Below are 21200 nucleotides of genomic sequence, written 5' to 3' on the forward strand. Positions count from 1 at the left end.
CATGGGCTTCCTCAGCCGGTTCACCGGCGCCGGTCAGCTGACGCCCGCCGCGGCGGCGGCGGGCGCCGCCGACGGCACGCTCGTGCTCGTCGACGTCCGTGAGACCGGCGAGTTCACCGCCGGCCACGCCCCGCAGGCGCGCCACATGCCCCTCGGGCAGCTCGCCGCCGGCCTCGACGGGCTCCGGGACGAGGGCCGCCCGGTCGCGTTCGTCTGCCACTCCGGCGCCCGCAGCGCCCGCGCGACCCGTCAGGCCCGGGCCGCGGGCATCGACGCCCGCAACGTCCGCGGCGGCATGGCCGCCTGGGGCCGCGCGGGGCTCCCCACCGCGACGGGCGACGGCGGGCCGCGGCGCCGTGGGCGCCGCGACCCGCCGTCCCGCTAGGACGGCGTCAGGGTGTTGACGTCCGGGTCGCTGGGCGTCCGGGCGGACACCTCGGCGTACGTGTACATCTGGCCGGGCTTGCTCCCCGCCTTGCCGAAGCCGAACCCGGCCGACTCGAGGACCGTCACCGCATCGGTGATCCGGTAGAAGCCCGGGGCGCCCGTGGTCGGCAGGCCCGCAACCGCCTCGCGCTCGGCGAACTTGCCGTAGGCGCGGTCGTTGCCGAGCTGCCCGAGCGACTGCAGCGCCAGCGCGCGGTGCACGGACTCCACCGCCATGATCTCACCCGCGTACCGCGCGAAGCGCGACCCGCTGAGGGTGCCCTGACGCGCGAACACGGTCAGGCCGATGAGGTAGGCGTTGACGAACACCTGGTCCCCGACCACGAGCGTCTTGAGCAGCGCCTCCGGCGAGGAGAAGATCTCGTCCGGGACGTGGATCGACGTCGTGACGGGCTTGCCGCCGACGCCGGCGCTCGTCAGCACCTCGTAGTGGTTCTTCTCCTGCTGGGCCGCCGCGCGGATGTTGCGCAGGGTCGTCTTGTCGAGCTTCGAGCCGAGCTTCTCCGGGCCGAGGGTGTTCACGATCGTCGCCAGGACCTCCGCGGTCGCGGCCACGGCCAGGATCGTCTCGACGGAGTTCGCCGGGTCGGTCTTCACCGCCGCCGACGCGGGGCTCGCGCCCGTCGCCAGGCCGAGGATCCCGGCTCCGGCGAGCGCGGCACCGGTGCCCTTGATGAGCTGCCGGCGCGTTGCCGCGCTCTCGTCGCGATGCTGCCGCTCGATGGTCTCGTACAGGTGGTTGCTCACGTCGGTCATGGATGACTCCTTCCGCTCTCGCGGGATGGTGGACAGGTGACTTCAACCACCGGTGGCTGCGCACGTTCGCGTCGCCGCGGACGCGCGAAACATCGATGTCCGTGTTCGTGCGCACCGTCGACGGGGGAACCCGTCGCGTTGCCGCGCGGGCATGGCCGCGCCCAGTGTCATTCCGCGTCCTCGCCGCTCAGGCGTCGGGTCAGGGCCGCCGCCCCGCGCTGGATGAGCTTGCCCTCGCGCAGCGCCGACCGCGCGGCGTTCGCGCCGCAGGCACCGTGGACCCCGCCGCTCGGCCAGGCCGACGCCGACGCGAGGTAGAGGCCGGCGACGGTCGTCTCGCTGCGCCCGAGCCCGGGGATCGGGCGGAAGAGCAGCTCCTGGTGCAGCTGGGCTGTCCCGCCGTTCAGCGCGCCGCCCTTGAGGTTCGCGTCCGCGGCCTCGAGCTCGTGCGGGGCCGTGATGTGCCGGGCGAGGACGCGGTCGCCGAACCCCGGGGCCACCGCCTCGATCTGCGCCTGCAGGCGGTCGGCGAAGCGCTCACGCTCCTCGCCGTGCCAGTCCCCCGTCAGGCCGTCGCCCCCGGCGTCGCCGGTCACGTGCTGCGGCACGTGCGTGTAGGCCCAGAAGATCTCCTTGCCCGGCGGCATCCGGCTCGGGTCGGCCGCCGCGTACTGGCCGGCGACGAGGAACGGCTCGGCCGGCACCTGGCGCAGCGCGATGTCGGTCATCGCGCGCGTGAGCGCGTCGACGTCCTCGGCGATGTGGACCGTCCCGGCCCGGCCGGTGTCGGGCGCGAGCCACGGGATCGGCCCGTCGAGCGCGAAGTCGAGCTTGAACGTCGAGAACCCGAACTGGAAGCGCTGCAGCGCGCGCCGCACGGGCGGCGGGACGTGGGCCTCGTCGAGCAGCTCGAGGTACAGCTGCGGGGCGTCGACGTCCGCGAGGATCGCGCGGCCGGCGCTGACGCGCTCACCGTCCTCGAGGGTGACGCCGGCCGCCCGCCCCCGCCGGACCTCGATGCGCGCGACGCGGTTGCCGCAGCGGACCGTGCCGCCGCGCGACTCCAGGCGCCGCACGAGCGCGTCGGTCAGCCGGCCGCTGCCGCCCTCGGGGACGGGGAAGCCGACGGTCTGGGCGAGGCCGCACAGCACCCAGCCGAACATCGAGCTGCCCGGCTGCTCGGGGCTGAAGTCGGCGTGCAGCGCGTGGCCCCCGACGAGCCGCGCGGCGCCCGCGCCGGCGAACTCCTCGTCGGCCAGGCGCCGCAGGGGCAGCAGGCCGAAGCGCGCGAGGTTCACGACCCCCCGGTACCCGAGGCGCCGGGCGATCTTCAGGCCGGCCAGCGCCGGCGGGAAGGGGGTCGCGAGCGCCTGCAGCAGTGCGTCGTCGATCGTCGTCCAGCGGTCCATGAGGCGGCGCCAGGCCTCGCCGTCCCCGGCCCCGAAGCCCTCCAGGCAGGCCATCGTCTCCTCGACGGTCCCGCCGATGTAGGCCACGCTGCCGTCGCGGGCGGGGTGCGCCACGGGGAGGGGCGGCCGGCGCCAGCGCAGGCCGTGCTCCTCGAGCTTCAGGTCGACGATCGACGGCGACGCGGCGGCCAGCGGGTAGAACGAGCTGAAGCGGTCATGGACGAAGCCGGGCAGCGTCAGCTCGCCGCTGCGGACCGCGCCGCCCGGGTCGGGCTCGGCCTCCAGCACGACCACCGACAAGCCGTGGTCGGCGAGCATGTTGGCGGCGACGAGGCCGTTCGGGCCGGCGCCGATGACGATGGCGTCCGGCATCCGCGCTCAGGCGGGCCGGCCGCGGGCGGCCGCCGCGGACCCGGCGGCCGCCCGCCGGGCGCGCTGCGGCTCGACGGTGTACCGGGGGTCCTGCGCCGAGGCCATGCCCGCGGCGAAGAGCCCGAACCGGGTGAGCGCCGACGCGGCGACGAGCATCGCCCCGCCGGCGGCCGCGGCGCCGCGGTGGCGCCGGCCGGCCGCGACCGTGACGGCGACGCCCGCCACCGAGAGCGCCTTGGCGAGCTTGAGCCGCTTGCCGGCCTTGCCGTCGTGCAGCGTCTCGGCGACGACCCCGAGCCGGCGCTCCATGCGGTGCTCGGCCACGAGCTCACCGACGGTGCCGAGGACGGCGAAGCGTGCCGCGAGGCCGGTCTCGGTGAGCGGCGCGGCGAGCAGCGCGAACCCACCCGCAGCCGACGCGGCCGACCCGGCGAACAGGAACGGGAGCTCGCGGTGGCCCTCGTGCCAGGCGGGGACGGCGGTGTCCGCGATGAGCGCGGCCGTGTAGGAGCACACGCCGGCGCCGAGCACCGCGGCTCCTGCCCCGGCGACGCGGCCGGTGCGGGGCGCGCGCCGGAGCAGATCGCTCGCGCTGCCCGCGTAGGCGAGCGGCGTGTACGCCGACAGCAGCCACACGCCGACGCTCATCGGCGAGCTCGGCTTGAAGACGCGCAGCATGTTGAGGAACCGGGCGGGCCGGCCGAGGTCGTGGATGAGCGCGACGAGCGACACGGTGATGGCCGCGGAGGCGCACAGCCCCGAGCGGCGCGCGAGCGACGGCCGGGCCGTGGAGCTCGCGGCGGACGCGAGGATCGACGAGCCGCCCGCGAGGCCGCCGAGGAAGAGGTAGCCCGCGATGTCGAGCTCCTGCCACACCGGCGGATTGATGATCGGGCGTCCGTAGTAGGAGCCGCCGGGGTGGTCGTGGGCCTGCGGCCGGCGCGCGGCCCGCCCCTTGGACCAGGTTCGCGCCTCCCGGCCCGGACGGACGCCCTCCAGCCCGTCCCGGGTCACCTCCGAACTGCTCATGAGGGCCTCCCGACGGCGGCGCAGGCCACGGCGCCGGCCAGCAGCGCGCCCGACGCGACGGCGACCCGGCGCCACATCGCGGGCAGGTCGCGGGTGGTGACGACGGGGTCCGGCGGCAGCCCGTAGACCTCGGGCTCGTCGAGGAGGAGGAAGAAGGCGCCGTCGCCTCCGACGCCGTCGTCCGGGTCGTGGCCGTACAGGCGCGCCTCGGGGACGCCGGCCTCGTGCAGCAGCTCGACGCGGCCGGCCGCGCGCTCGCGCAGCTCCTCGAGCGGGCCGAACTGGATCGAGTCCGTCGGGCAGGCCTTCGCGCACGCCGGCTCCTGCCCCACCCCGAGGCGGTCGTAGCAGAGAGTGCACTTGTGGACGGCGCCGTCGGCCTCGCTGCGGTTCAGCACGCCGTACGGACAGGCGGGCACGCAGTAGCCGCAGCCGTTGCAGATGTCCTCCTGCACGACGACGGTCCCGAACTCGGTGCGGAAGATCGAGCCGGTCGGGCAGACGTCGAGGCACGCCGCATGCGTGCAGTGCTTGCACACGTCGGAGGCCATGAGCCAGCGGAAGCCCTCGGCGTCACGGCTGACCTCGAGGTTCGTGTCCTGCTCGCCGACCGGCACGCGCTGCTCGACGAAGGCGACGTGACGCCAGGAGTCCGCGCCGAGGCCGCCCGTGTTGTCATGGGACCGGCCGAGCCACTCCAGGCCGTCCTCCGGGATCTGGTTCCACTCCTTGCAGGCGACCTCGCACGCCTTGCACCCGATGCAGACGGAGGTGTCGGTGAAGAAGCCCATCCGCGGCGGCGCGTCCTCGTAGCCGTCGAGCGTCGCGGGATCGCCGCCGCGCAGCAGGACGTTCAGCGGGCCGGAGTCGGTCGTGCTCATGGTGTCGTTCCCGTCGTCGCGGTGATCCCGGCGCGCTGCTGGTACTCGCGGACGAGCGCCTGCCGCCCGGCCCCACGGGGGCGCCGGCCGGGCTGGATGTCGACCGACAGCGTCTTGACCTCCTGGATGTGGGAGCTCGGATCCAGGGCCATCGCCGACAGCTCGTTCATCGAGTCGCCGGTGGTCAGCCCATTCGCGCCCCAGTGATAGGGCACCCCGATCTGGTGGACGACCCGGCCGTCGATGCGCAGCGGCGTCATCCGGTCGGTGACCATGACCCGCGCCTCGATGACCCCCCGCGCGGTCGCCATCGTCGCCCAGCCGCCGTGCTCGAGCCCGCGCTCGGCCGCGAGCTCCGGCGAGACCTCGCAGAAGAACTCGGGCTGCAGCTCCGCGAGGTACGGCGTCCAGCGCGACATGCCGCCGGCGGTGAAGTGCTCCGTCAGGCGGTAGGTGGTGACGATGAACGGGAAGACGTCCGCGCCCGGCGCCTGCGGGTCCGGGTGGAAGCGGTTGTCCGGGTGCTCGAAGAGCTGCCGCGCCGGATTGCGCTGATGCTCGTACAGCCGGTTGACGACCGGCGAGTCCTGGGGCTCGTAGTGGGTCGGCAGCGGTCCGTCGGCCACGCCGGCCGGCGCGTAGAGCCAGCCCCGGCCGTCGGCCTGCATGATGAACGGGTCGTCGCCGGCGATCGCGTCGGGACCCGTGGCGTCCTCCGGCGGGCGGTAGGACGGCGGCTTGTCGGCCTCGAAGTCGGGGACGTCGTGACCCGTCCACTTCCCGTTCTCCGCGTCCCACCACACGAGCGCCTTGCGCTCGCTCCAGGGCCTCCCCTCCGGGTCGGCGGACGCGCGGTTGTAGAGGATGCGCCGGTTCGCGGGCCACGCCCAGGCCCACTCGCTGCCGAGCCAGTTCTGCTCGCGCGCGGGCGTGCGCCGGGCGGTCTGGTTCACGCCGTCGGCGTACGCGCCGCAGTAGACCCAGCAGCCGCACGAGGTCGACCCGTCGGACTTCAGCTCCGTGTAGGTCGAGAGCATCTCGCCGTCCGCGTTCCACCCGCTGATCTCGGCCAGCACGGCGTGCGCGTCGGGCTCGTCGATCGGTCCCTCGACGGGGTAGTCCCAGGTGAGGTCGAGGACGGGCCGGTCCATGGCGTCGGTGGACCCCGCCAGGCGCTCGCGGATCTTGCGACCGAGGTGGTACATGAACCACAGCTCGCTGCGCTGGTCCCCGCGCGAGTCCTGCGCCTTGTGGTGCCACTGCACCATCCGCTGCGTGTTCGTGAAGGTGCCGTTCTTCTCGATGTGGGCGGCGGCGGGGAAGAAGAAGACCTCGGTCGCGAGCTCCTCCGTGCGCCATTCACCCGACTCGATCTCCGGGCCGTCCTTCCACCACGTCGCGCTCTCGATGAGCGAGAAGTCGCGCACGACGAGCCAGTCGAGCTTCGACATCCCGAGCCGCTGCATCCGCGCGTTCGCCGACCCGACCGCCGGGTTCTGCCCGAACAGGAAGTAGCCCTTCACGAGACCCTTGACCTGCTCCATCACGGTGTCGTAGGTGCTCTGGCTGCGGACGAGGCGCGGCAGGTAGTCGAACGCGAAGTCGTTCTCCGCGGTCGCCGCCTCGCCCCACCACGCCTTCAGCAGGCTGACGGTGTAGGCGCGCATGTTGCCCCAGAAGCCCTTGTCGGGCGCGTCGGCGGCGATGAACGCGTCGAGGTCCTCGTGCTGGTGGGCGTGGGGCGTGGGGATGTAGCCGGGGAGCGTGTCGAAGAGCGTCGGGATGTCGCTCGAGCCCTGGATCGACGCGTGCCCGCGCATCGCCATGACGCCGCCGCCCGGGCGCCCCATGTTGCCGAGCAGCAGCTGCAGGATCGACGCCGCGCGGATGTACTGCGAGCCCGTCGTGTGCTGCGTCCAGCCGACGCCGTGCACGAACGCGGTGGTGCGCTCGCGGCCGGAGTTCTCCACGAACAGGCGGCAGACCTCCGCGAAGGTGCTCTGCGGGATGCCGCAGACCCGCTCGACCATCTCGGGCGTGTAGGAGGCGTAGTGGCGCTTCAGGATCTGCCAGACGCAGCGCGGGTGCTCGAGCGTCGGGTCGAGCTTCGGGCGGCCGCGGGCCTCGTCGCGGTCCTGGCCGGCCCCCCGGCCGCCGGCGCCCATCGCGCTCAGCTGGTCGCGCTGGCCGGAGGCCGCGGCCATGAACGCGTCCTCGTACTGCCAGCTCGTGGGGTCGTAGCTCATCTTCTCCGGGTCGTAGCCGGAGAACAACCCGTCGGCGCCCGCCTCGCCGAACTCCTCCCGGATGATCGTCGGCGCGTTCGTGTAGGCGAGGACGTACTCGCGGAAGTCCGACCCCGTCTGCAGGACGTGGTTGATGATGCCGCCGAGGAAGGCGATGTCCGTCCCTGCGCGCAGCGGAACGAACAGGTCCGCCAGGGCGCTCGTGCGGCTGTAGTGCGGGTCGACGTGCACGACGGTCGCCCCGCGCGCCTTCGCCTCCATGACCCACTGGAAGGCAACCGGATGCGCCTCCGCCATGTTCGAGCCCTCGAGCACGATGAGGTCGGAGTGCTGCAGGTCACCCGGGAGCGTGCTCGACGCGCCGCGCCCGAACGACGTCCCCAGGCCGACGACCGTCGAGCTGTGGCAGACCCGCGCCTGGTTCTCGATCTGCGTGATCCCCAGGCCCGTGAAGAGCTTCTTGATGAGGTAGTTCTCCTCGTTGTCGAGCGTCGCCCCGCCGAGCGCCGCGATGGCGTTGCAGCGGCGGGTGCGCTTGCCCTCGTGCTCCCACTCGAAGCCCTCGCGGCGGGTGCGCACGACGCGGTCGACGACCATGTCCATCGCCGTCTCGAGATCCATCCGCTCCCACTCGGTCCCGTAGGGCCGGCGGTACAGGACGTGCTGCTCGCGCGCGTCGCCCGTCGTGAGCTGCAGCGTGGCCGAGCCCTTCGGGCACAGCCGGCCGCGGCTGTGCGGCGCGTCGGGGTCCCCCTCGATCTGCACGACCCGCTCGTCCTTGACGTAGACGTTCTGCGCGCACCCGACCGCGCAGTACGGGCAGACCGACTTCACGACCATGTCGGCGTCCGCGGTCCGCGGGCGAAGCTGCTTGGAGCGGGCGGACTTCACCGCGGCGCCGCGGCCGAGGTGATCGCCACCCTGCAGCTGCCGCAGCAGCGCCCACCGCGACGAGGGGGCCATCAGCTGCCGCCCTTCAGGTCGCGCGCCGCCCGCCCCTGCACCCACGCCATGACGCTCGCCTTGCGGGTCGGGTTCATGGCCGGCGGGTTCACGAGGTGCTGGGAGCTGCCCGGCAGCGCGCGGCGGCTCGCGAGGTCCTCCGGCGCCGGCGCATCGCTGCCGTCCGCGGGTAGCCCGGTCACGATCATGAACGCCTGCCCGGGCGGGATGCCGAGCGTCCGTCCTGCGGTCTCGTAGCTGTGGCCCTGGTCCAGGAGGGCGTTCACCTGCGCGCGCGTCGCCATGACCCGCTGCCTCCCCGGAGCGCGGCACCCCAACCTCGGCGGCGACGCCGAGGTCGTGCGCCCGACCCGGCCACCGGTCCACGGTCATCCAGCTGACCGCGGCCGTGCGGCGAGGCGCCCGGCCCGCTAACGCGAACCGGCCACCGCCGCCGCCACCGCCGGCCCCGAGGCCGTCCGGTGCCGCGGCGGAGTCTTTCCCCTGACCATCCGGGCGGCCTCGGGGCCCGCCGCGGGCAGGCAGCGGACATGCACCCCCCGGACCGCGTCGCCCGACCGCTCGCCCCCGGCCGATGAGCGGGATGCGCGCGCTGCTGCCGCGCGGGCGTGCCCTGGTCGCGGTCGACGTCCTGATCGCCGCCTGGGTGGTGCTGTGGATCGTCCTCGGCCTCGCGATCGCGGGCGAGGTGCGCGGGCTGCGGCAGCTCAGCACGACGGTCGGGCGGGTCGGCGTCGCGCTGGAGCAGACCGGCTCGACCGTCGACGGGCTGAGCGGCGTGCCCCTCGTCGGCGACCGCATCGGACGCACCGGCCGCGACATCTCGGCCGCGGGCGACAGCGCCGTGGCGAGCGGGCGACACAGCCGGCGGAGCATCCACAACCTCAGCTGGATGCTCGGGCTGTTCCTTGCCGTCATCCCGTCCGCCCCGGTCCTCGCCCTGTACCTCCCCGCCCGGGTCCTCGACGCCCGGGAGCGCCGCACCCTCCGGCGCCACGTCGTGGCGAACGGGGCGAGCCCCGCCCTCCGGCGGCTCCTGGCGCGCCGTGCCCTCGCCACGCTGCCCTACCAGGTGCTGCTCGAGCTCGACGCCGATCCGCTCGGTCACTGGGCTCCGGGTGTCCTGGAGGAGCTCGCCGACGCCGAGCTCGCGCGCCTCGGGCTCGCCCCGCCGCGCGCCGCCGGTTCCTGGCCGGCCCGGGAGAGCTGAACGCGTGCGCATCGCTTCGCTCCTCGTCCGCCTGCGGTGGCCCATCGTCGTGTTCTGGATCGCCGCGGCGGCCGTCTGCGCCACGCTCCTCCCGGCGATCAAGGACGCCGACTCGGGTGCGCTCGGGGCGCTCGTGCCGCGCAACGCGCAGGCCGTGAAGACCGAGGTGACGTCCAAGACGAAGTTCGGGTTCCCCCTGCTCTCCCGGACCCTGATCGTCGAGCGCAACCCGCACGGGCTCTCCGCGGCGCGCCAGCTCGCGGTCTTCCGGCGGGCGGCGGCGCTGACCCGGCACGAGGTCCGCGGCTACGGTCAGATCGCCGCGGCGCTCCCGGTCACGAACGCGATCGGCGCCGCCCCCTTCGTGCGCGAGCGGTCGACGACGACGATCACCTATCTCTTCTTCGCGCCCGACGTCAGCGTCGACACGCGCGCGCATCTCGCCGAGCGCTTCGTGAAGTACCACGTCCCTCCCGAGGCCGGCACGACCGTCGGGGTGACCGGGCAGGCCGTCGCCGCCGGACGGCAGCGCGCGCTCGTCAAGAACCGGCTCCCCATCATCGAGCTCGCCACGGTCCTCCTCGTCGGGCTCGCCGTCGGGTTCCGCTTCCGCGCTCCCGGGCCGCCGCTCGTCACCCTGATGGCCGTCGCCATCGCCTACCTCATCGCGAGCCATCTCGTCGCGCTCGTCGGGCGGCAGGCCGGGTTCGCGGTGCCCCAGGAGGTCGAGCCCGTGATCGTCGTGCTCCTGTTCGGGGTGGTGACCGACTACAGCATCTTCTACCTCTCGCGCTTCGGCTCGCTGCTCGGCGCCGGCGGCGAGCGCCTGGCCGCCGCGCGCACCACCACCGCGCAGATGTCCCCGATCATCCTCGTCGCCGGCATCACCGTCATCGCGGGGACCGCGAGCCTCCTCGCCGCGCAGCTCGAGTTCCTGCGCGTCTTCGGCCCCGGCCTCGCCGCCTCGGTCCTCGTCGGCGTGCTCGTCGCGACGACGTTCGTCCCCGCGTGCCTGGCGATCCTCGGCCGCCGGCTGTTCTGGCCGCGCCGCCCGGGTGAGGGCCGGGCCACCGTCCTCTCGGACTCGCCCGGGCCGGCGCCCCCCGGCCCGCCGCCACGACGATCGCGCGCGGTCCGGCTCGCCTGCGAGCGGCCGCGGTGGGCCGTCACCGGCTGTCTGGTCGTGCTCGCCCTCGGGGCCTCGGGACTCACGACCCTCAAGCTCGCCAACCCGATCGTGCGCGGCCTGCCCCGCGGCAGCGAGCCGCGGCACACCTACGCGGTGGCCGCCCGCGGATTCGCCCCGGGCATGCTCTCGCCCACGGTCGTCGTCGTCTCAGGGCGCGGCATCGTGCGCCGGCGGGCCGCGCTCGCCCGGCTCGGCCGGGCCCTGGAACGTCAGCCGGGCGTCGCGCTCGCCGTGGGACCGAGGCTGAACCCGGTCCCCGGCGTGCGCTTCGGCGCCACGCTCTCACGCGACGGCAACGCCGCCCGGTACTTCGTGGTCCTGCGCGACGATCCGGTCGGGGCGCGGGCGATCGCCGCGGTCCGCGGGATCGAGCGACGGCTGCCGGGCCTGCTCGACACCGCCGGCCTGTCGGGGGCGCAGGCGTCGCTCGCCGGCGACACGGCGCTCTCGGCCGAGACGATCGACAAGACCCTCGGCGACCTCGCGCGGATCGCGCCACTCGCGCTGCTGGCGATCCTCCTCGTCCTGTCGCTGTACCTCCGCGCCGTCGTGGCCCCGCTCTACCTCGTCGGGGTCAGCGTCCTCGGCTTCGCGGCCTCGCTCGGGGTCTCCGCCTACGTCTTCGGCGAGATGACCTACTACGTGCCGTTCACGGTCGCGGTCCTCCTCGTGGCGCTCGGCTCCGACTACAACGTCTTCCTCGTCGGTCGGGTCTGGCAGGAGGCCCGGCGCCGGCCGCTCGAGGAGGCCATCCCCGTCACGGCCACCCGGGCCACCCGGGCGATCACGCTCGCGGGACTCGTCCTCGCCAGCTCCTTCGCCCTCATGGCGATCGTGCCGATCCGCGCCTTCCGCGAGATCGCGTTCGTCATGACCTTCGGCCTCCTCCTCGACACGCTCCTGCTGCGAACCGTCCTCGTCCCTGCGCTCATGGTCCTGGTCGGGCGGCGCAGCGGGTGGCCCGGCTCCGCCCTCCGCCGGTCAACGGACCACGTCCACGCCGAGCGGTCGCCCGCCTGACGTCGGGGTGCAGGCCGCCCGGGGGCCGCGGGTAGCCGATGAGGGGCCAACCACCCACGACAGGAGGTCATCATGGCCACCCAGACCACCCGCTCGAACCACTTCCAGAGCGCGCCGCCGCCGACCGAGGCCACCAGCTGGCGGGCGAACTCGCGCGTCATGCTGCAGCCGGTGGCCGCGCCGTCCATCCTCGGGCTGTTCGGCTTCGCGGCCGCGACGTTCATGGTCGCCGCGAACCTCGCCGGCTGGTACGGGGACAACGGCTCGCCCGTGTACCTGTTCCCGTACGCCGCGGTCTTCGGCGGCGTCGCCCAGTTCGCCGCGGGCCTGTGGTCCTTCCGCGCGCGGGACGGCCTCGCCACCGCCATGCACGGGATGTGGGGCTCGTTCTGGATCGCCTACGGCATCCTCTTCGGCTTCGTCGCCGCGGGCGCGATCACCGTTCCTCACGGCGCCTTCCCCGAGCTCGGCTTCTGGTTCCTCACCCTCGCGGCCATCACGGCCGCCGGCGCCATCGCCGCGCTCGCTGAGAGCATCGGGCTCGTCGCCGTGCTGACCTCGCTCGCCGTGGGCGCCGCGTTCCTCGCCGTCGGCTACCTCGACGGCAGCTCCGGGTGGATCCACACGGGTGCGTGGGTGCTCATCGCCTCGGCGATCCTCGCGTTCTACACGGCGTTCGCGATCATGCTCGAGAGCACCTGGGGCCGGGTCGTCCTCCCGCTCGGGAAGCTCTCGAAGGCGGCCAACGTCCCGGGCGCGCGGCTCACGGACCCGATCGAGTACGCGTGGGGCGAGCCGGGGATCCGCCACGGACAATGACCGAGGGACGCACCGCACCGCGGCCGGCCGGCGAGGCCCGGCGGCCGCGGTGGCTCGTCCGCCCCGCCCGAGGCCGCCTGTGCCTCGGCGGGGCCGGACCGCCCTGATCTAGCATCTCGGACCCGATGGTGGTCAGCCCCCATCGGGTCCCTGCGCGCGCCGGGTACGCGGGGGACGAGCGACCTCTCCCAGCCCGACCCGAACGGAAGCGCATGCGTCTCACTCCCGCCGACTCGACCGCCCCCGCGCCCCCGCGGCCGACCCGAGGCCCCGCGCGCCGCCGCGTGCCCGGCCCGACCCTCGTCCTCGAGCACCTCGACGAGCTCGAGCTCGACCCGGACGAGCTCGAGCACGCGACGCTCGCCTGCCGGGCCAACGACGTCGTCCTCCCCCGCGGGCCGTGGACCCCGCCGACGGACGCCGCCCGCTTCCGCGGCTGGATCGGACTGCTCATCGTCGACGGGCTCCTCACGCGCACCGTCACGATCGGCGACCTGCGGGCGCAGGAGCTCCTCGGTCCCGGCGACGTGATCCGGCCATGGGACGACACCGCCTCGGCCGGCGCCATCGGGCCTCAGGCCGGATGGCGGGTCCTCGATCGCGCGTCCGTCGCCCTGCTGGACCCACGCTTCGCCGCGACCGCCGCCCGCTGGCCGGCGGTGACCGGCGCCCTCGTCGGCATGGCGGTGCGCCGCAGCCACGCCCAGACCGTCCTGCACACGATCATCCGCGCGCGCCGGGCGGAGGACCGCCTCCTCCTGCTCTTCTGGCACCTGGCCGAGCGCTGGGGCCGCGTCCATCCCGACGGCGTCAGCATCCCGCTGGCGCTCACCCACGCCTGCCTCGCCGACCTCGTCTGCCTGCGCCGCCCGACGGTCACCGCCGCGCTCGTCCGCCTCCGGGATGCCGGTCATCTCGCGCGCGACCCCCAGGGCGTCTGGCACCTGTCCGCGCACAGCCTCGCGGGCCCGGCCCCCGCGCCGGACGACAACTGCGAACCGCTCCCCGGGCCGGCGCCCCAGCTGTAGGCCCGTGGCCGGGGCTCACGTCCGGGCCGCGCCGGCCCGGGAGCCGGCCCGTCACTCGCGGTCCAGCCCGACCTCGGCCTGCCGGCGCCGGAGCTCGTTCTTCGAGGCCACACCGAGCTTGCGGTAGATGTTGGCGAGGTGGGTCTCGACGGTGCGGGGCGAGACGAAGAGCGCGTCGGCGATCTCGCGCATCGTCGCCCCGGTCGCCGCGCCGCGGGCGACACGGGTCTCCTGCGCGGTGAGCCCGGCGCCCGCGCCCGTCCGGTGGCGTCGGCCACCGGCCGCCTGCAGCTCCTCGCGGGCGAGCGCGGCCAGCGGTAGGGCGCCGCGGGCCTCCGCGATGCGCACCGCCTCGGCGAGCACCGGCCGGGCCCGGAGCTGCCGCCGGGAGCGACGGAGCAGGCTCCCGTGGCGGAGGAGCACGCGGGCGCGGTCCAGGGCGGACGGCACCGAGAGCATCAGCGCGCGCTCGAGGTGCTCCTCGGCGGCCGCGCTGTCGCCGCCGGCGAGGGCGAGGACCGCGGCGGCCTCGGCCGCCCAGCCCCGCGGGCCGGTCCCCGGGAGCTCCGCGGCGCGCTGCAGCTGCCGGTAGGTGTGTTCGACGAGGGCGGTGTCCCCGGGCGGCCACCCCGGCGTCGATCGCGCCGCGCGCGCGTGCGGTGTCGGCGGCGCGTGCCGCGTCGTCCAGAGCCCCCGTCCACCGGAGCGCCCGCGCGCGCGAGAGCCAGACGTACGGGGTCATGATCGGATCGATGTCGTAGTCGCGCTCGGCCGCCTCGGCGGCGACCAGCGCCTGGCGCGGATACCCGCGCTGGACGAGCGCCGCCACCTCCAGCAGGGCGAGGGCTCCGGCTGCGCCTGCACCACCCGCCCGTCCGAGGATGCGTATGCCGTCACGGATCGACGCCTCGGCCTCGTCGAAGCGCTCGACGTGTGTGCACGCGCTCGCGTGCATGAGGAAGGCGTTGAACGATGCCGCCGGGTCGGGCGGCCGGCCGGCGAACGGATGCCGGACCGCCGCGACGAGGCGATCCAGCGCGTCGAGCCCACCCGGGTCACCGAGGGGAAGCCGGTAGGTCCCGCGCGCCGCGTCGAGGACGGCAGCGAGCCCGGGATCGGCCGCGTGCGGCGCGTCGAGGGCGGCGAGCCCCGCCCGCGGACCGTCCCGCTCCCAGATCGCATGGGCACGTTCCAGGACGAGCAGCCCGTCGACCTCCCCGTCACCGAGGAGGGCGTCGTAGGTGACGCACGCCTCGGTGAACCGGCACGCGTACGTCAGGGCCCGGGCGGCACGCACCAGCACGTCCTGGCGCTCCGGCGCGTCCCCGAGCCGCTCGAGGGCGTCGGCGTACGCGTCGACCGCCTCGGCCGCACGCCCCGCGGCGAACAGCGCGTCGGCCCGGGCGGCGAGCAGCTCGGGCGCCGGGCGGGGGCCGCTCAGGGTGACCGCGGCATCGAACAGGGCGACCGCGGACCCGGTGTCGCGCCCGGCCAGCGCGTCGCGTCCGGCCGCCGCAGCCACGGTGATCGCCTCGGCGTCGCCCACGAGCCCGGCGGCGACGGCATGCGGCACCGCGTCGGGCTCCGGCCCGCGCTCCGCCAGCACCCGGAAGGCGCGGGCGTGCAGCGCGCGACGGCGCCCGGGGGGGGCGGCGCCGCGGCGAGGGCGTCCGCCAGCACCGGCGGCGTCAGCGTGATCCGGCCGTCGGGAAGCTCCGCCGCCACCCCGAGCGCGCGCAGGCTGTCGACGGCCCCGTCGAAATCACCGCCGTCGATGTCCGCCACCGCCCGGACCGTCGCGAGCTCACCCACGCGCACCACCGCGAGGGCCTCGGCGACCGTGGCCTCAGGCGCGGGCAGGCCGGCGACGAAGGTCTCGACGACCAGGCGGCCGACGGCGGCAGGGGGCTCCGATCCGGCCCCCCGCGGCGAGGAGGGCCGGCGTCCCTCCGGTACGGCGCCACGCCGCCTCCGCCGGGCCGGGTTCCGCTCCGAGGAGCCGGGCCGCGCCGGTCACCCGCCGGCAGCGGCGACGAGCCACGCCTGGTGTGCGGGGGCGCCGCCCCCGGCGCCACGATCAAGCCACCCGCCCCGGCCACGCCGGTCACGATCGCGAAGCTCGCGATCGCCGCACCCGCGCCCCGCCGAGAACCCCACCGCCGAGTTCGCCCCATGCGCGGCCACGCTAGCTGCGCTCCGCGCGAAGAGCATCCGGGATCGTCCCTGATTCCTGACGAATCTCGTTGACCAGCTCCTCATCGGCGGGCCAGCACCGGCGTTTTTCGGCCTGCGGCCTCAAGCGTTCTCGGCGAGCCGCCGAGAGGCGCATCCTTACTCTGTAAGGTCCGCGGTATGTCACTGATCGTCGCCACCACCGTCGCGCTCATGCTGTGGATCGTCCTGTGGGCGATCGGATTCGGTCGCAGCGGGGACGCCTTCATCGTCACCGTGATCCCGATCGTCCTCATCACCGTCGTGGTCCGCACCGCGCTCAGGAAGTCCGGCGGGGACGCCCCCTGACAGACGTCCCACGAACCGGTGGCTTCGCGCCTGCGACGCCCCGTACGCTGGAGCCGATGCCAACGGACGGACCGACGACCAGACGCGCTGGACTCAGCCGCGAGCGGGTGCTCGACGCCGCGCGAACCCTCATCGAGCGCGACGGCGCGGGAGCGCTGACCATGCGACGGCTCGGCCGCGAGGTCGGGGTCGAGGCGATGTCGCTCTACAACCACGTCTCGAACCGCGACGCCGTTCTCGACGGTCTCGGCGAGTTCCTCATGTCCGAGGTCGACGCTGAGCCCGGCGCCGACTGGCGCGAGAGCTGTCGGGACTTCGCAGCGCAGCTGCGGGCGATCGCGCTCACCCACCCGGCGACGTTCAGCCTCGTCGGCCTGCGCCCGCTGCGCTCGGCCGCGGCGCTCGCGCCGGTCGAGCGGCTCCTGCAGAACCTCGTGGCCGCGGGGGCGGCGCCCGACCAGGCGCTGGCGATGTACCGCACGCTGGCAAGCTTCGCGCGCGGCTACGCGATGGCCGAGGTCACGGGCTTCACGGTCGACGCGAGCACGCCGAGCGGACGACGCCCGCTGCGGGCACTGCCCCGCGCGGACTTCCCGATCCTCCGCGAGCGCCTGAAGGAGCTTGAGCCGCTGAGGTCCGATGCCGCCTTCACGGCCGGCCTGGACGCGATGCTCGACGGCTTCGCCGGCGGGTCGATGCGCGGCGCATCCACCTGAGCTCCCTCGGCGGTCGCACGGGTGTCCGGCGGCGGACACGCGCCCGACCGTCCGGCAAGCACGCTGACGAACCCCGCCGGCGCCCGACAACGTTGCCCCGCTTCGGGTGTGGGTAGCCGAGATGTCTCCGATGCGGACCCAGGCGCACCGTCGAACGCTCGTCCCGGCGGCCGCGTCGCTGCTCACCGCGATGTCGCTCCTCGCCGCCCCCTCCCCACCGGCGCGAGCGGCCGGACGGCTTGGCCAGCGGGCGCTCGGCCGCGGCGATCACGGCGCCGACGTCCGGGAGCTGCAGCGCACGCTGCGCCGTTTGCACCTCGCGGTCCACGTCGACGGGCGCTTCGGCCGCGCCACCGACCGGTCGGTGCGGCGGTACGAGCGGCGCGTCCACGTCCCCGTCGACGGCGCCGTCTCCCCGGGCGAGGCCCGCGGGATGCGCGCCCGCGCCGGCACCCTCGCCTTCGGGCAGCGCACGCTGCGACGCGGCGCCCACGGCAAGGACGTGCGACGGCTCCAGACCCTGCTCACCGCCCTGGGCACTCCCACACCGGCCGACGGGCACTTCGGCACCGAGACCGAGCGCAGCCTCCGCCGGCAGGAGCGGGCCTCGGGCCTGACGGTGGACGGACGGCTCTCGCGCCCCGAGGCCGCGACGCTCGCCGCGCAGGCGGCGGCCCTCGCGGCCGCCGCGGCGCAGAGCGCGGACCCGTCCCGCTTCCCGATCGCCGGCCCGCACCACGCCGGCGGCCCCGGAACGTGGTTCGGGGACCGTCGTGGCCGCCATCAGGGCGTCGACCTGTTCGCTGCCTGCGGCACGCCGCTCGTCGCTCCCGTCCGGTCCACGGTGGCCCGCGTGGCCTTCGAGGCGCAGGCCGGCAACTACGTCGTCCTGCACGACAGCAGGACCGGCGAGGACCACGTCCTCATGCACCTGCGCCACCCCGCGAGCGCCGCCCCGGGGGAGCACCTCGCAGCGGGAGCTGCCGTCGGCGAGGTCGGGCAGACCGGCAACGCCGACGGATGCCATCTCCACTACGAGATCTGGACGGCTCCCGGCTGGTACCGCGGCGGCTCGCCGCGAGATCCCACTCCCGACCTGCAGCGGGCTGCTCCCTGAGCCCCGCGCGGCGCCCCCACCACGCGCGCTCTCTATGAAGGAGGGTGAGGTGTCAAGTGTGGGTTCTGGGTCGTTGTCCTCTGGGTCGGTCGTGGAGCAGGGGCTCAACTCTCTATCGCCTCATCGTGTGAGGACCAGGTGCTGTAGGGGCATCGCTCCGGTGGCGCATCTCAGAGAGGGCCGTCTATGCGGCCAGAGCGCGCGTGGCGCCTGCCGGAGCGAAGGTGGTGTTGCGGGTGAGCATGTGCCAGATCGCCTCGGCGAGCCGGCGGGCGATGTCGACCTGGGCGACCTTGGCGCCGCGCTGTTTGCCCAGGCGCTTCTTGTTGGCCTGGTAGCGGGCGGCGTAGACCTGATGGCGGCAGGCGTGAACGGCGGCTTCCATCAAGGCCCAGCGCAGGTACTTCGGGCCGGCGTGGGTCAAGGGGCCGCGGCGGTCGGTGTTGCCGGACTGGTAGACGCGTGGGCACAGGCCGGTGTAGCCGACGAGCTTCTTCGGGCTCGAGAAGCGGGTGATGTCGCCGATCTCCGCGGCGATCGTGTACCCGAGGATCCACGCGATCCCCGGGGCGCTCAGAGAGGGCCGTCTATGCGGCCAGAGCGCGCGTGGCGCCTGCCGGAGCGAAGGTGGTGTTGCGGGTGAGCATGTGCCAGATCGCCTCGGCGAGCCGGCGGGCGATGTCGACCTGGGCGACCTTGGCGCCGCGCTGTTTGCCCAGGCGCTTCTTGTTGGCCTGGTAGCGGGCGGCGTAGACCTGATGGCGGCAGGCGTGAACGGCGGCTTCCATCAAGGCCCAGCGCAGGTACTTCGGGCCGGCGTGGGTCAAGGGGCCGCGGCGGTCGGTGTTGCCGGACTGGTAGACGCGTGGGCACAGGCCGGTGTAGCCGACGAGCTTCTTCGGGCTCGAGAAGCGGGTGATGTCGCCGATCTCCGCGGCGATCGTGTACCCGAGGATCCACGCGATCCCCGGGGCGCTCATCAGCAGCGGGATGTACCGGTGATCGGCCCCGAGCGCTTTGAGCTCTTTGTCGATCGCGGCGATCTCGGCGTCGAGCTCGTCGATCATCTGCACCGCGGCGAGGACCCCTGAGTGCCACGGCTCGGGGAACTCGAGCCGCGCAAGGAGCTTGCGGCCGCGGGCGCCGAACAGGTCCGACACCGGGCAGGTATGGCCGAACGCGAGCAGCTGCGCGTGGATGCGGTGCTTCAGCGAGCTGCGTTTGCGCACCAAGAACAGGCGCCAGCGCGCGCGTTCGCGTTCCTGGCGCTGCTCGAACCCCGGAAGCCACACCGCGGGGACCAGGTCACGCCGTGAGAGCTCGGCGAGCACCCACGCGTCGATCCGGTCGGTCTTGCACGCCAACGGGCCGAGGCCTTTGACTTTCTGCGCGTCGGCGACCTCGACCTCCCATCCGAGCCGCTCAAGCTCGTCATGGACAAACCGGGCGCCGTTCATCGACTCGATCGCCGCCCGCACTAGGACCGGCCCATGCCGGGTCTCTACGCCGCGCGCGAACCCGCGCAGCCCGTCAGCGTCCGGCGGCGTCGCGCCGGCCTCGATCTGCTCGCCATCCGGGGCGAGCAGGCAATAGTCCAGCCGCTTGCGGCTGAGATCCAATCCAGCATGCAACATGTGAGCGGGCCTCCTCGTGGTTGCTCTTTCGGTGACACGCTGGAGCGTGCCACCGGGAGGCCCTCCTTCACGACATTCAGAGCCCCACTCACCACCCCGACCGAACCACGAACCAAGGAGCCGACCCATGCCCCTGCACCGTCCCGCCCGTCTCGGGACCGCCGTCCTGACCGGCCTCGCGATCACCGCACCGGCGACCGTCGCGGCCGGCCCGGCCGGCGCCGCCCACGCCACCGCGGCGAGCACGAGGACGTGCCGCTCCCTGCCCCGGTATCCCGGCGTCGGCTACTACACGTCGCTGAAGGTCACGCACGTCAGCTGCACCACGGGCGTCAGGGTCATGAAGGCACATCACGCCTGCCGCACCCGGCACCGCAAGCTCGGCACGTACCGCACGGTCGCGCGGTACCACTACCGCTGCACCGAGCGGCGCGTGAAGAGCAGCATCGAGTACGACGCCAGCGTGACGTGCCGCCGGGGCACGCGCCGCGTCGTCTACACCTACCAGCAGGACCCGTAGACGCGGGGCGCCGGGAAGCACTCGTCCGGCGACCTCCCACGCGAGCGTGCATACGGTGTAAGGTCGCGATCCTCCGGACCGCGGACACGGCGGGATCCTCCGTGCCGATCTGCCGGCACCACGCACGTGACCGACCTGCACCTCGAGATCCGCGCCGACCCCGCGATGGTCGCCTACATCCGCGCGATCGCCATCGACTGGGCTCGGTTCCTGCCACCGCCCCAGCGGCGGAGCCTCGTGCTCGCAATCAGCGAGGTCGTGACCAACAGCGTGCTTTACGGACCCGTCGGAGGCACGATCAGTGTCCACGCCCGCCGGTACAGGCAGGGCGTCCGGGTCGAGGTGCGTGACGACGGCCACGAGGTGCGGGTCGCACCCAGGCGGCCGGACGACCGGGGCGGGCGCGGGCTGCACATCCTCACGAGCCTCGCCTCGTCCTGGGGCGTGCAGGTCTCCCCCACCAGGGTCTGGTTCGTCATCGGCGACGAGGCGTCCGGTCCCGCCGGCCCGTAGAGCCCTCGGGAGCGATCGGCTCAGACGGCCGCTCGGCCGTCGCTTCCCCCTGCTCGCCGGACAGCAGGAGGGCGCTCGTGGAGACCGCCAGGACCACGACTGCGCCGAGCAGGAGCAGCGCGGTGCCGGTGCAGATGGCGACGATGACGCCGAGCAGGAGGTCGACGAGCACCGAGCCGGCGGTCGGGCAGCGGGCGCCGTCCCCTCCGGTGGCGCCGGGGCCACGATGCCGCGGGATCACCGGCACGCGGGACCGTCCAAGGCGCGCACGCCCGGGCGCCTGCTCATCGGCGCCTGCGCCGGGTAACGTGGTCGCAGTCGGCGCTGACGCGATCGGGGGGGGTCGGCGATGACACGGTCGACGCCCGGGCCGCAGGAGACGAGGTCCGAGCGGCCGTCGACCGTGAGCAGGCGATCGTCGCCGCCGCTGCCCGTGAGACGGTCCCGCCCCGAGCCGCCGACAAGGAGGTTGCGCCCGCTCCCACCGCTGATCCGGTCAGCGCCGGCGCCGCCGAGCAGGATGTCGCGCCCCGGCCCGCCGGCCAGCACGTCCCGCCCCGGGCCTCCTCCGAGTACGTCGGCCCCCGTGCCGCCGACGAGTCGGTCATCGCCGCGCAGGCCGAGCAGGCGGTCGTCGCCGCCCCGGCCGTTCAGGACGTCGGAGCCCCGCGTGCCCTCGATGCGATCGGGGCCACCGGTCCCGGTCCGGCGGCGAGCCCCCACGCCGGCGCCGCGGAGAGCAACAGGACCGCGCAGACGGCGGCGATGCACCGTCGCCGGGTCGGGCTGTGGGCGCGGCGAGAGCGCCCGT

Annotated in this window: 21 protein-coding genes; 10 read left to right on the plus strand and 11 right to left on the minus strand. The window is 74.4% G+C overall.

What is annotated here, in order from left to right; genetic code table 11:
- Position 1 precedes the first annotated feature (1 nt).
- Entirely contained in the window at positions 2-385 is a 384-nt protein-coding gene (locus tag NBH00_RS16855) for a rhodanese-like domain-containing protein (RefSeq protein WP_254569758.1), read from the plus strand.
- On the opposite strand, the gene NBH00_RS16860 is transcribed toward NBH00_RS16855, so the two are convergent.
- From NBH00_RS16860 to NBH00_RS16885, 6 genes are all read right to left on the minus strand, one after another.
- Positions 382-1203, minus strand: a complete 822-nt coding sequence (locus NBH00_RS16860) for a ferritin-like domain-containing protein (RefSeq protein ID WP_254569759.1) — start codon at positions 1201-1203, stop codon at positions 382-384. The genes NBH00_RS16855 and NBH00_RS16860 overlap by 4 nt on opposite strands.
- A 167-nt stretch (positions 1204-1370) precedes the next feature.
- The gene (locus NBH00_RS16865) at positions 1371-2984 is read right to left on the minus strand and encodes a phytoene desaturase family protein (protein ID WP_254569760.1); all 1614 of its coding nucleotides are present in this window, start codon (positions 2982-2984) and stop codon (positions 1371-1373) included.
- Positions 2985-2990: 6 nt separating this feature from the next.
- Positions 2991-4013, minus strand: coding sequence for an NrfD/PsrC family molybdoenzyme membrane anchor subunit (gene nrfD, locus NBH00_RS16870; RefSeq protein WP_254569761.1), 1023 nt, complete (start codon positions 4011-4013; stop codon positions 2991-2993).
- Entirely contained in the window at positions 4010-4894 is an 885-nt protein-coding gene (locus tag NBH00_RS16875; RefSeq protein ID WP_254569762.1) for a 4Fe-4S dicluster domain-containing protein, read from the minus strand. The genes nrfD and NBH00_RS16875 overlap by 4 nt, the downstream gene beginning before the upstream one ends.
- Positions 4891-8103 carry a formate dehydrogenase gene (gene fdh / locus NBH00_RS16880; RefSeq protein WP_254569763.1) on the minus strand — a complete coding sequence of 1071 codons (3213 nt, stop codon included), beginning with the start codon at positions 8101-8103 and terminating at the stop codon, positions 4891-4893. Before fdh ends, NBH00_RS16875 begins: the two co-directional genes overlap by 4 nt.
- The gene (locus tag NBH00_RS16885) at positions 8103-8387 is read right to left on the minus strand and encodes a hypothetical protein (RefSeq protein ID WP_254569764.1); all 285 of its coding nucleotides are present in this window, start codon (positions 8385-8387) and stop codon (positions 8103-8105) included. The genes fdh and NBH00_RS16885 overlap by 1 nt, the downstream gene beginning before the upstream one ends.
- A 290-nt stretch (positions 8388-8677) precedes the next feature.
- Between NBH00_RS16885 and NBH00_RS16890 the strand changes: the two genes are divergently transcribed.
- The 4 genes from NBH00_RS16890 (at position 8678) to NBH00_RS16905 (ending at position 13369) form a co-directional block, all read left to right on the plus strand.
- Positions 8678-9313, plus strand: coding sequence for a hypothetical protein (locus NBH00_RS16890; protein ID WP_254569765.1), 636 nt, complete (start codon positions 8678-8680; stop codon positions 9311-9313).
- 4 nt (positions 9314-9317) lie between these two features.
- Positions 9318-11522, plus strand: a complete 2205-nt coding sequence (locus NBH00_RS16895; RefSeq protein WP_254569766.1) for an MMPL family transporter — start codon at positions 9318-9320, stop codon at positions 11520-11522.
- A gap of 72 nt (positions 11523-11594) precedes the next feature.
- Positions 11595-12341, plus strand: a complete 747-nt coding sequence (locus tag NBH00_RS16900; protein ID WP_254569767.1) for an acetate uptake transporter family protein — start codon at positions 11595-11597, stop codon at positions 12339-12341.
- 212 nt (positions 12342-12553) lie between these two features.
- On the plus strand, positions 12554-13369 hold the full coding sequence (locus NBH00_RS16905) for a helix-turn-helix domain-containing protein (RefSeq protein WP_254569768.1): 816 nt from the start codon (positions 12554-12556) through the stop codon (positions 13367-13369).
- A 51-nt stretch (positions 13370-13420) separates the two neighbouring features.
- On the opposite strand, the gene NBH00_RS16910 is transcribed toward NBH00_RS16905, so the two are convergent.
- On the minus strand, positions 13421-13828 hold the full coding sequence (locus tag NBH00_RS16910; protein ID WP_254569769.1) for a helix-turn-helix transcriptional regulator: 408 nt from the start codon (positions 13826-13828) through the stop codon (positions 13421-13423).
- Between the two features lie 1893 nt (positions 13829-15721).
- Between NBH00_RS16910 and NBH00_RS16915 the strand changes: the two genes are divergently transcribed.
- The 3 genes from NBH00_RS16915 to NBH00_RS16925 all read left to right on the plus strand — a co-directional run bounded on the left by NBH00_RS16915 (position 15722) and on the right by NBH00_RS16925 (position 17722).
- Positions 15722-15889: a hypothetical protein gene (locus NBH00_RS16915; RefSeq protein ID WP_254569770.1), complete on the plus strand. Its 168-nt coding sequence runs from the start codon at positions 15722-15724 to the stop codon at positions 15887-15889.
- A 56-nt stretch (positions 15890-15945) separates the two neighbouring features.
- Positions 15946-16605 carry a TetR/AcrR family transcriptional regulator C-terminal domain-containing protein gene (locus NBH00_RS16920; RefSeq protein WP_254569771.1) on the plus strand — a complete coding sequence of 220 codons (660 nt, stop codon included), beginning with the start codon at positions 15946-15948 and terminating at the stop codon, positions 16603-16605.
- 130 nt (positions 16606-16735) lie between these two features.
- Positions 16736-17722, plus strand: coding sequence for a peptidoglycan-binding protein (locus tag NBH00_RS16925; RefSeq protein ID WP_254569772.1), 987 nt, complete (start codon positions 16736-16738; stop codon positions 17720-17722).
- Between the two features lie 184 nt (positions 17723-17906).
- Here NBH00_RS16925 and NBH00_RS16930 read toward each other — a convergent pair whose 3' ends face one another.
- Entirely contained in the window at positions 17907-18299 is a 393-nt protein-coding gene (locus NBH00_RS16930; RefSeq protein ID WP_367401338.1) for a transposase, read from the minus strand.
- A gap of 10 nt (positions 18300-18309) precedes the next feature.
- A complete protein-coding gene (locus NBH00_RS16935; protein ID WP_254569497.1) occupies positions 18310-19341 on the minus strand; it encodes an IS110 family RNA-guided transposase in 1032 nt (343 codons plus the stop codon).
- A gap of 142 nt (positions 19342-19483) precedes the next feature.
- Here NBH00_RS16935 and NBH00_RS16940 point away from each other — a divergent pair, with 142 nt between their 5' ends.
- Both NBH00_RS16940 and NBH00_RS16945 read left to right on the plus strand, forming a co-directional pair.
- Positions 19484-19876 carry a hypothetical protein gene (locus tag NBH00_RS16940; RefSeq protein ID WP_254569773.1) on the plus strand — a complete coding sequence of 131 codons (393 nt, stop codon included), beginning with the start codon at positions 19484-19486 and terminating at the stop codon, positions 19874-19876.
- A gap of 126 nt (positions 19877-20002) precedes the next feature.
- Positions 20003-20389: an ATP-binding protein gene (locus NBH00_RS16945; RefSeq protein WP_254569774.1), complete on the plus strand. Its 387-nt coding sequence runs from the start codon at positions 20003-20005 to the stop codon at positions 20387-20389.
- Here NBH00_RS16945 and NBH00_RS16950 read toward each other — a convergent pair.
- Both NBH00_RS16950 and NBH00_RS16955 read right to left on the minus strand, forming a co-directional pair.
- A complete protein-coding gene (locus NBH00_RS16950; RefSeq protein WP_254569775.1) occupies positions 20352-20636 on the minus strand; it encodes a hypothetical protein in 285 nt (94 codons plus the stop codon). The genes NBH00_RS16945 and NBH00_RS16950 overlap by 38 nt on opposite strands.
- Positions 20627-21160, minus strand: a complete 534-nt coding sequence (locus tag NBH00_RS16955; protein ID WP_254569776.1) for a calcium-binding protein — start codon at positions 21158-21160, stop codon at positions 20627-20629. Before NBH00_RS16955 ends, NBH00_RS16950 begins: the two co-directional genes overlap by 10 nt.
- Positions 21161-21200: the final 40 nt, after the last annotated feature.

The organism is Paraconexibacter antarcticus (genome assembly GCF_024220175.1).
Lineage (GTDB): Bacteria > Actinomycetota > Thermoleophilia > Solirubrobacterales > Solirubrobacteraceae > Paraconexibacter > Paraconexibacter antarcticus.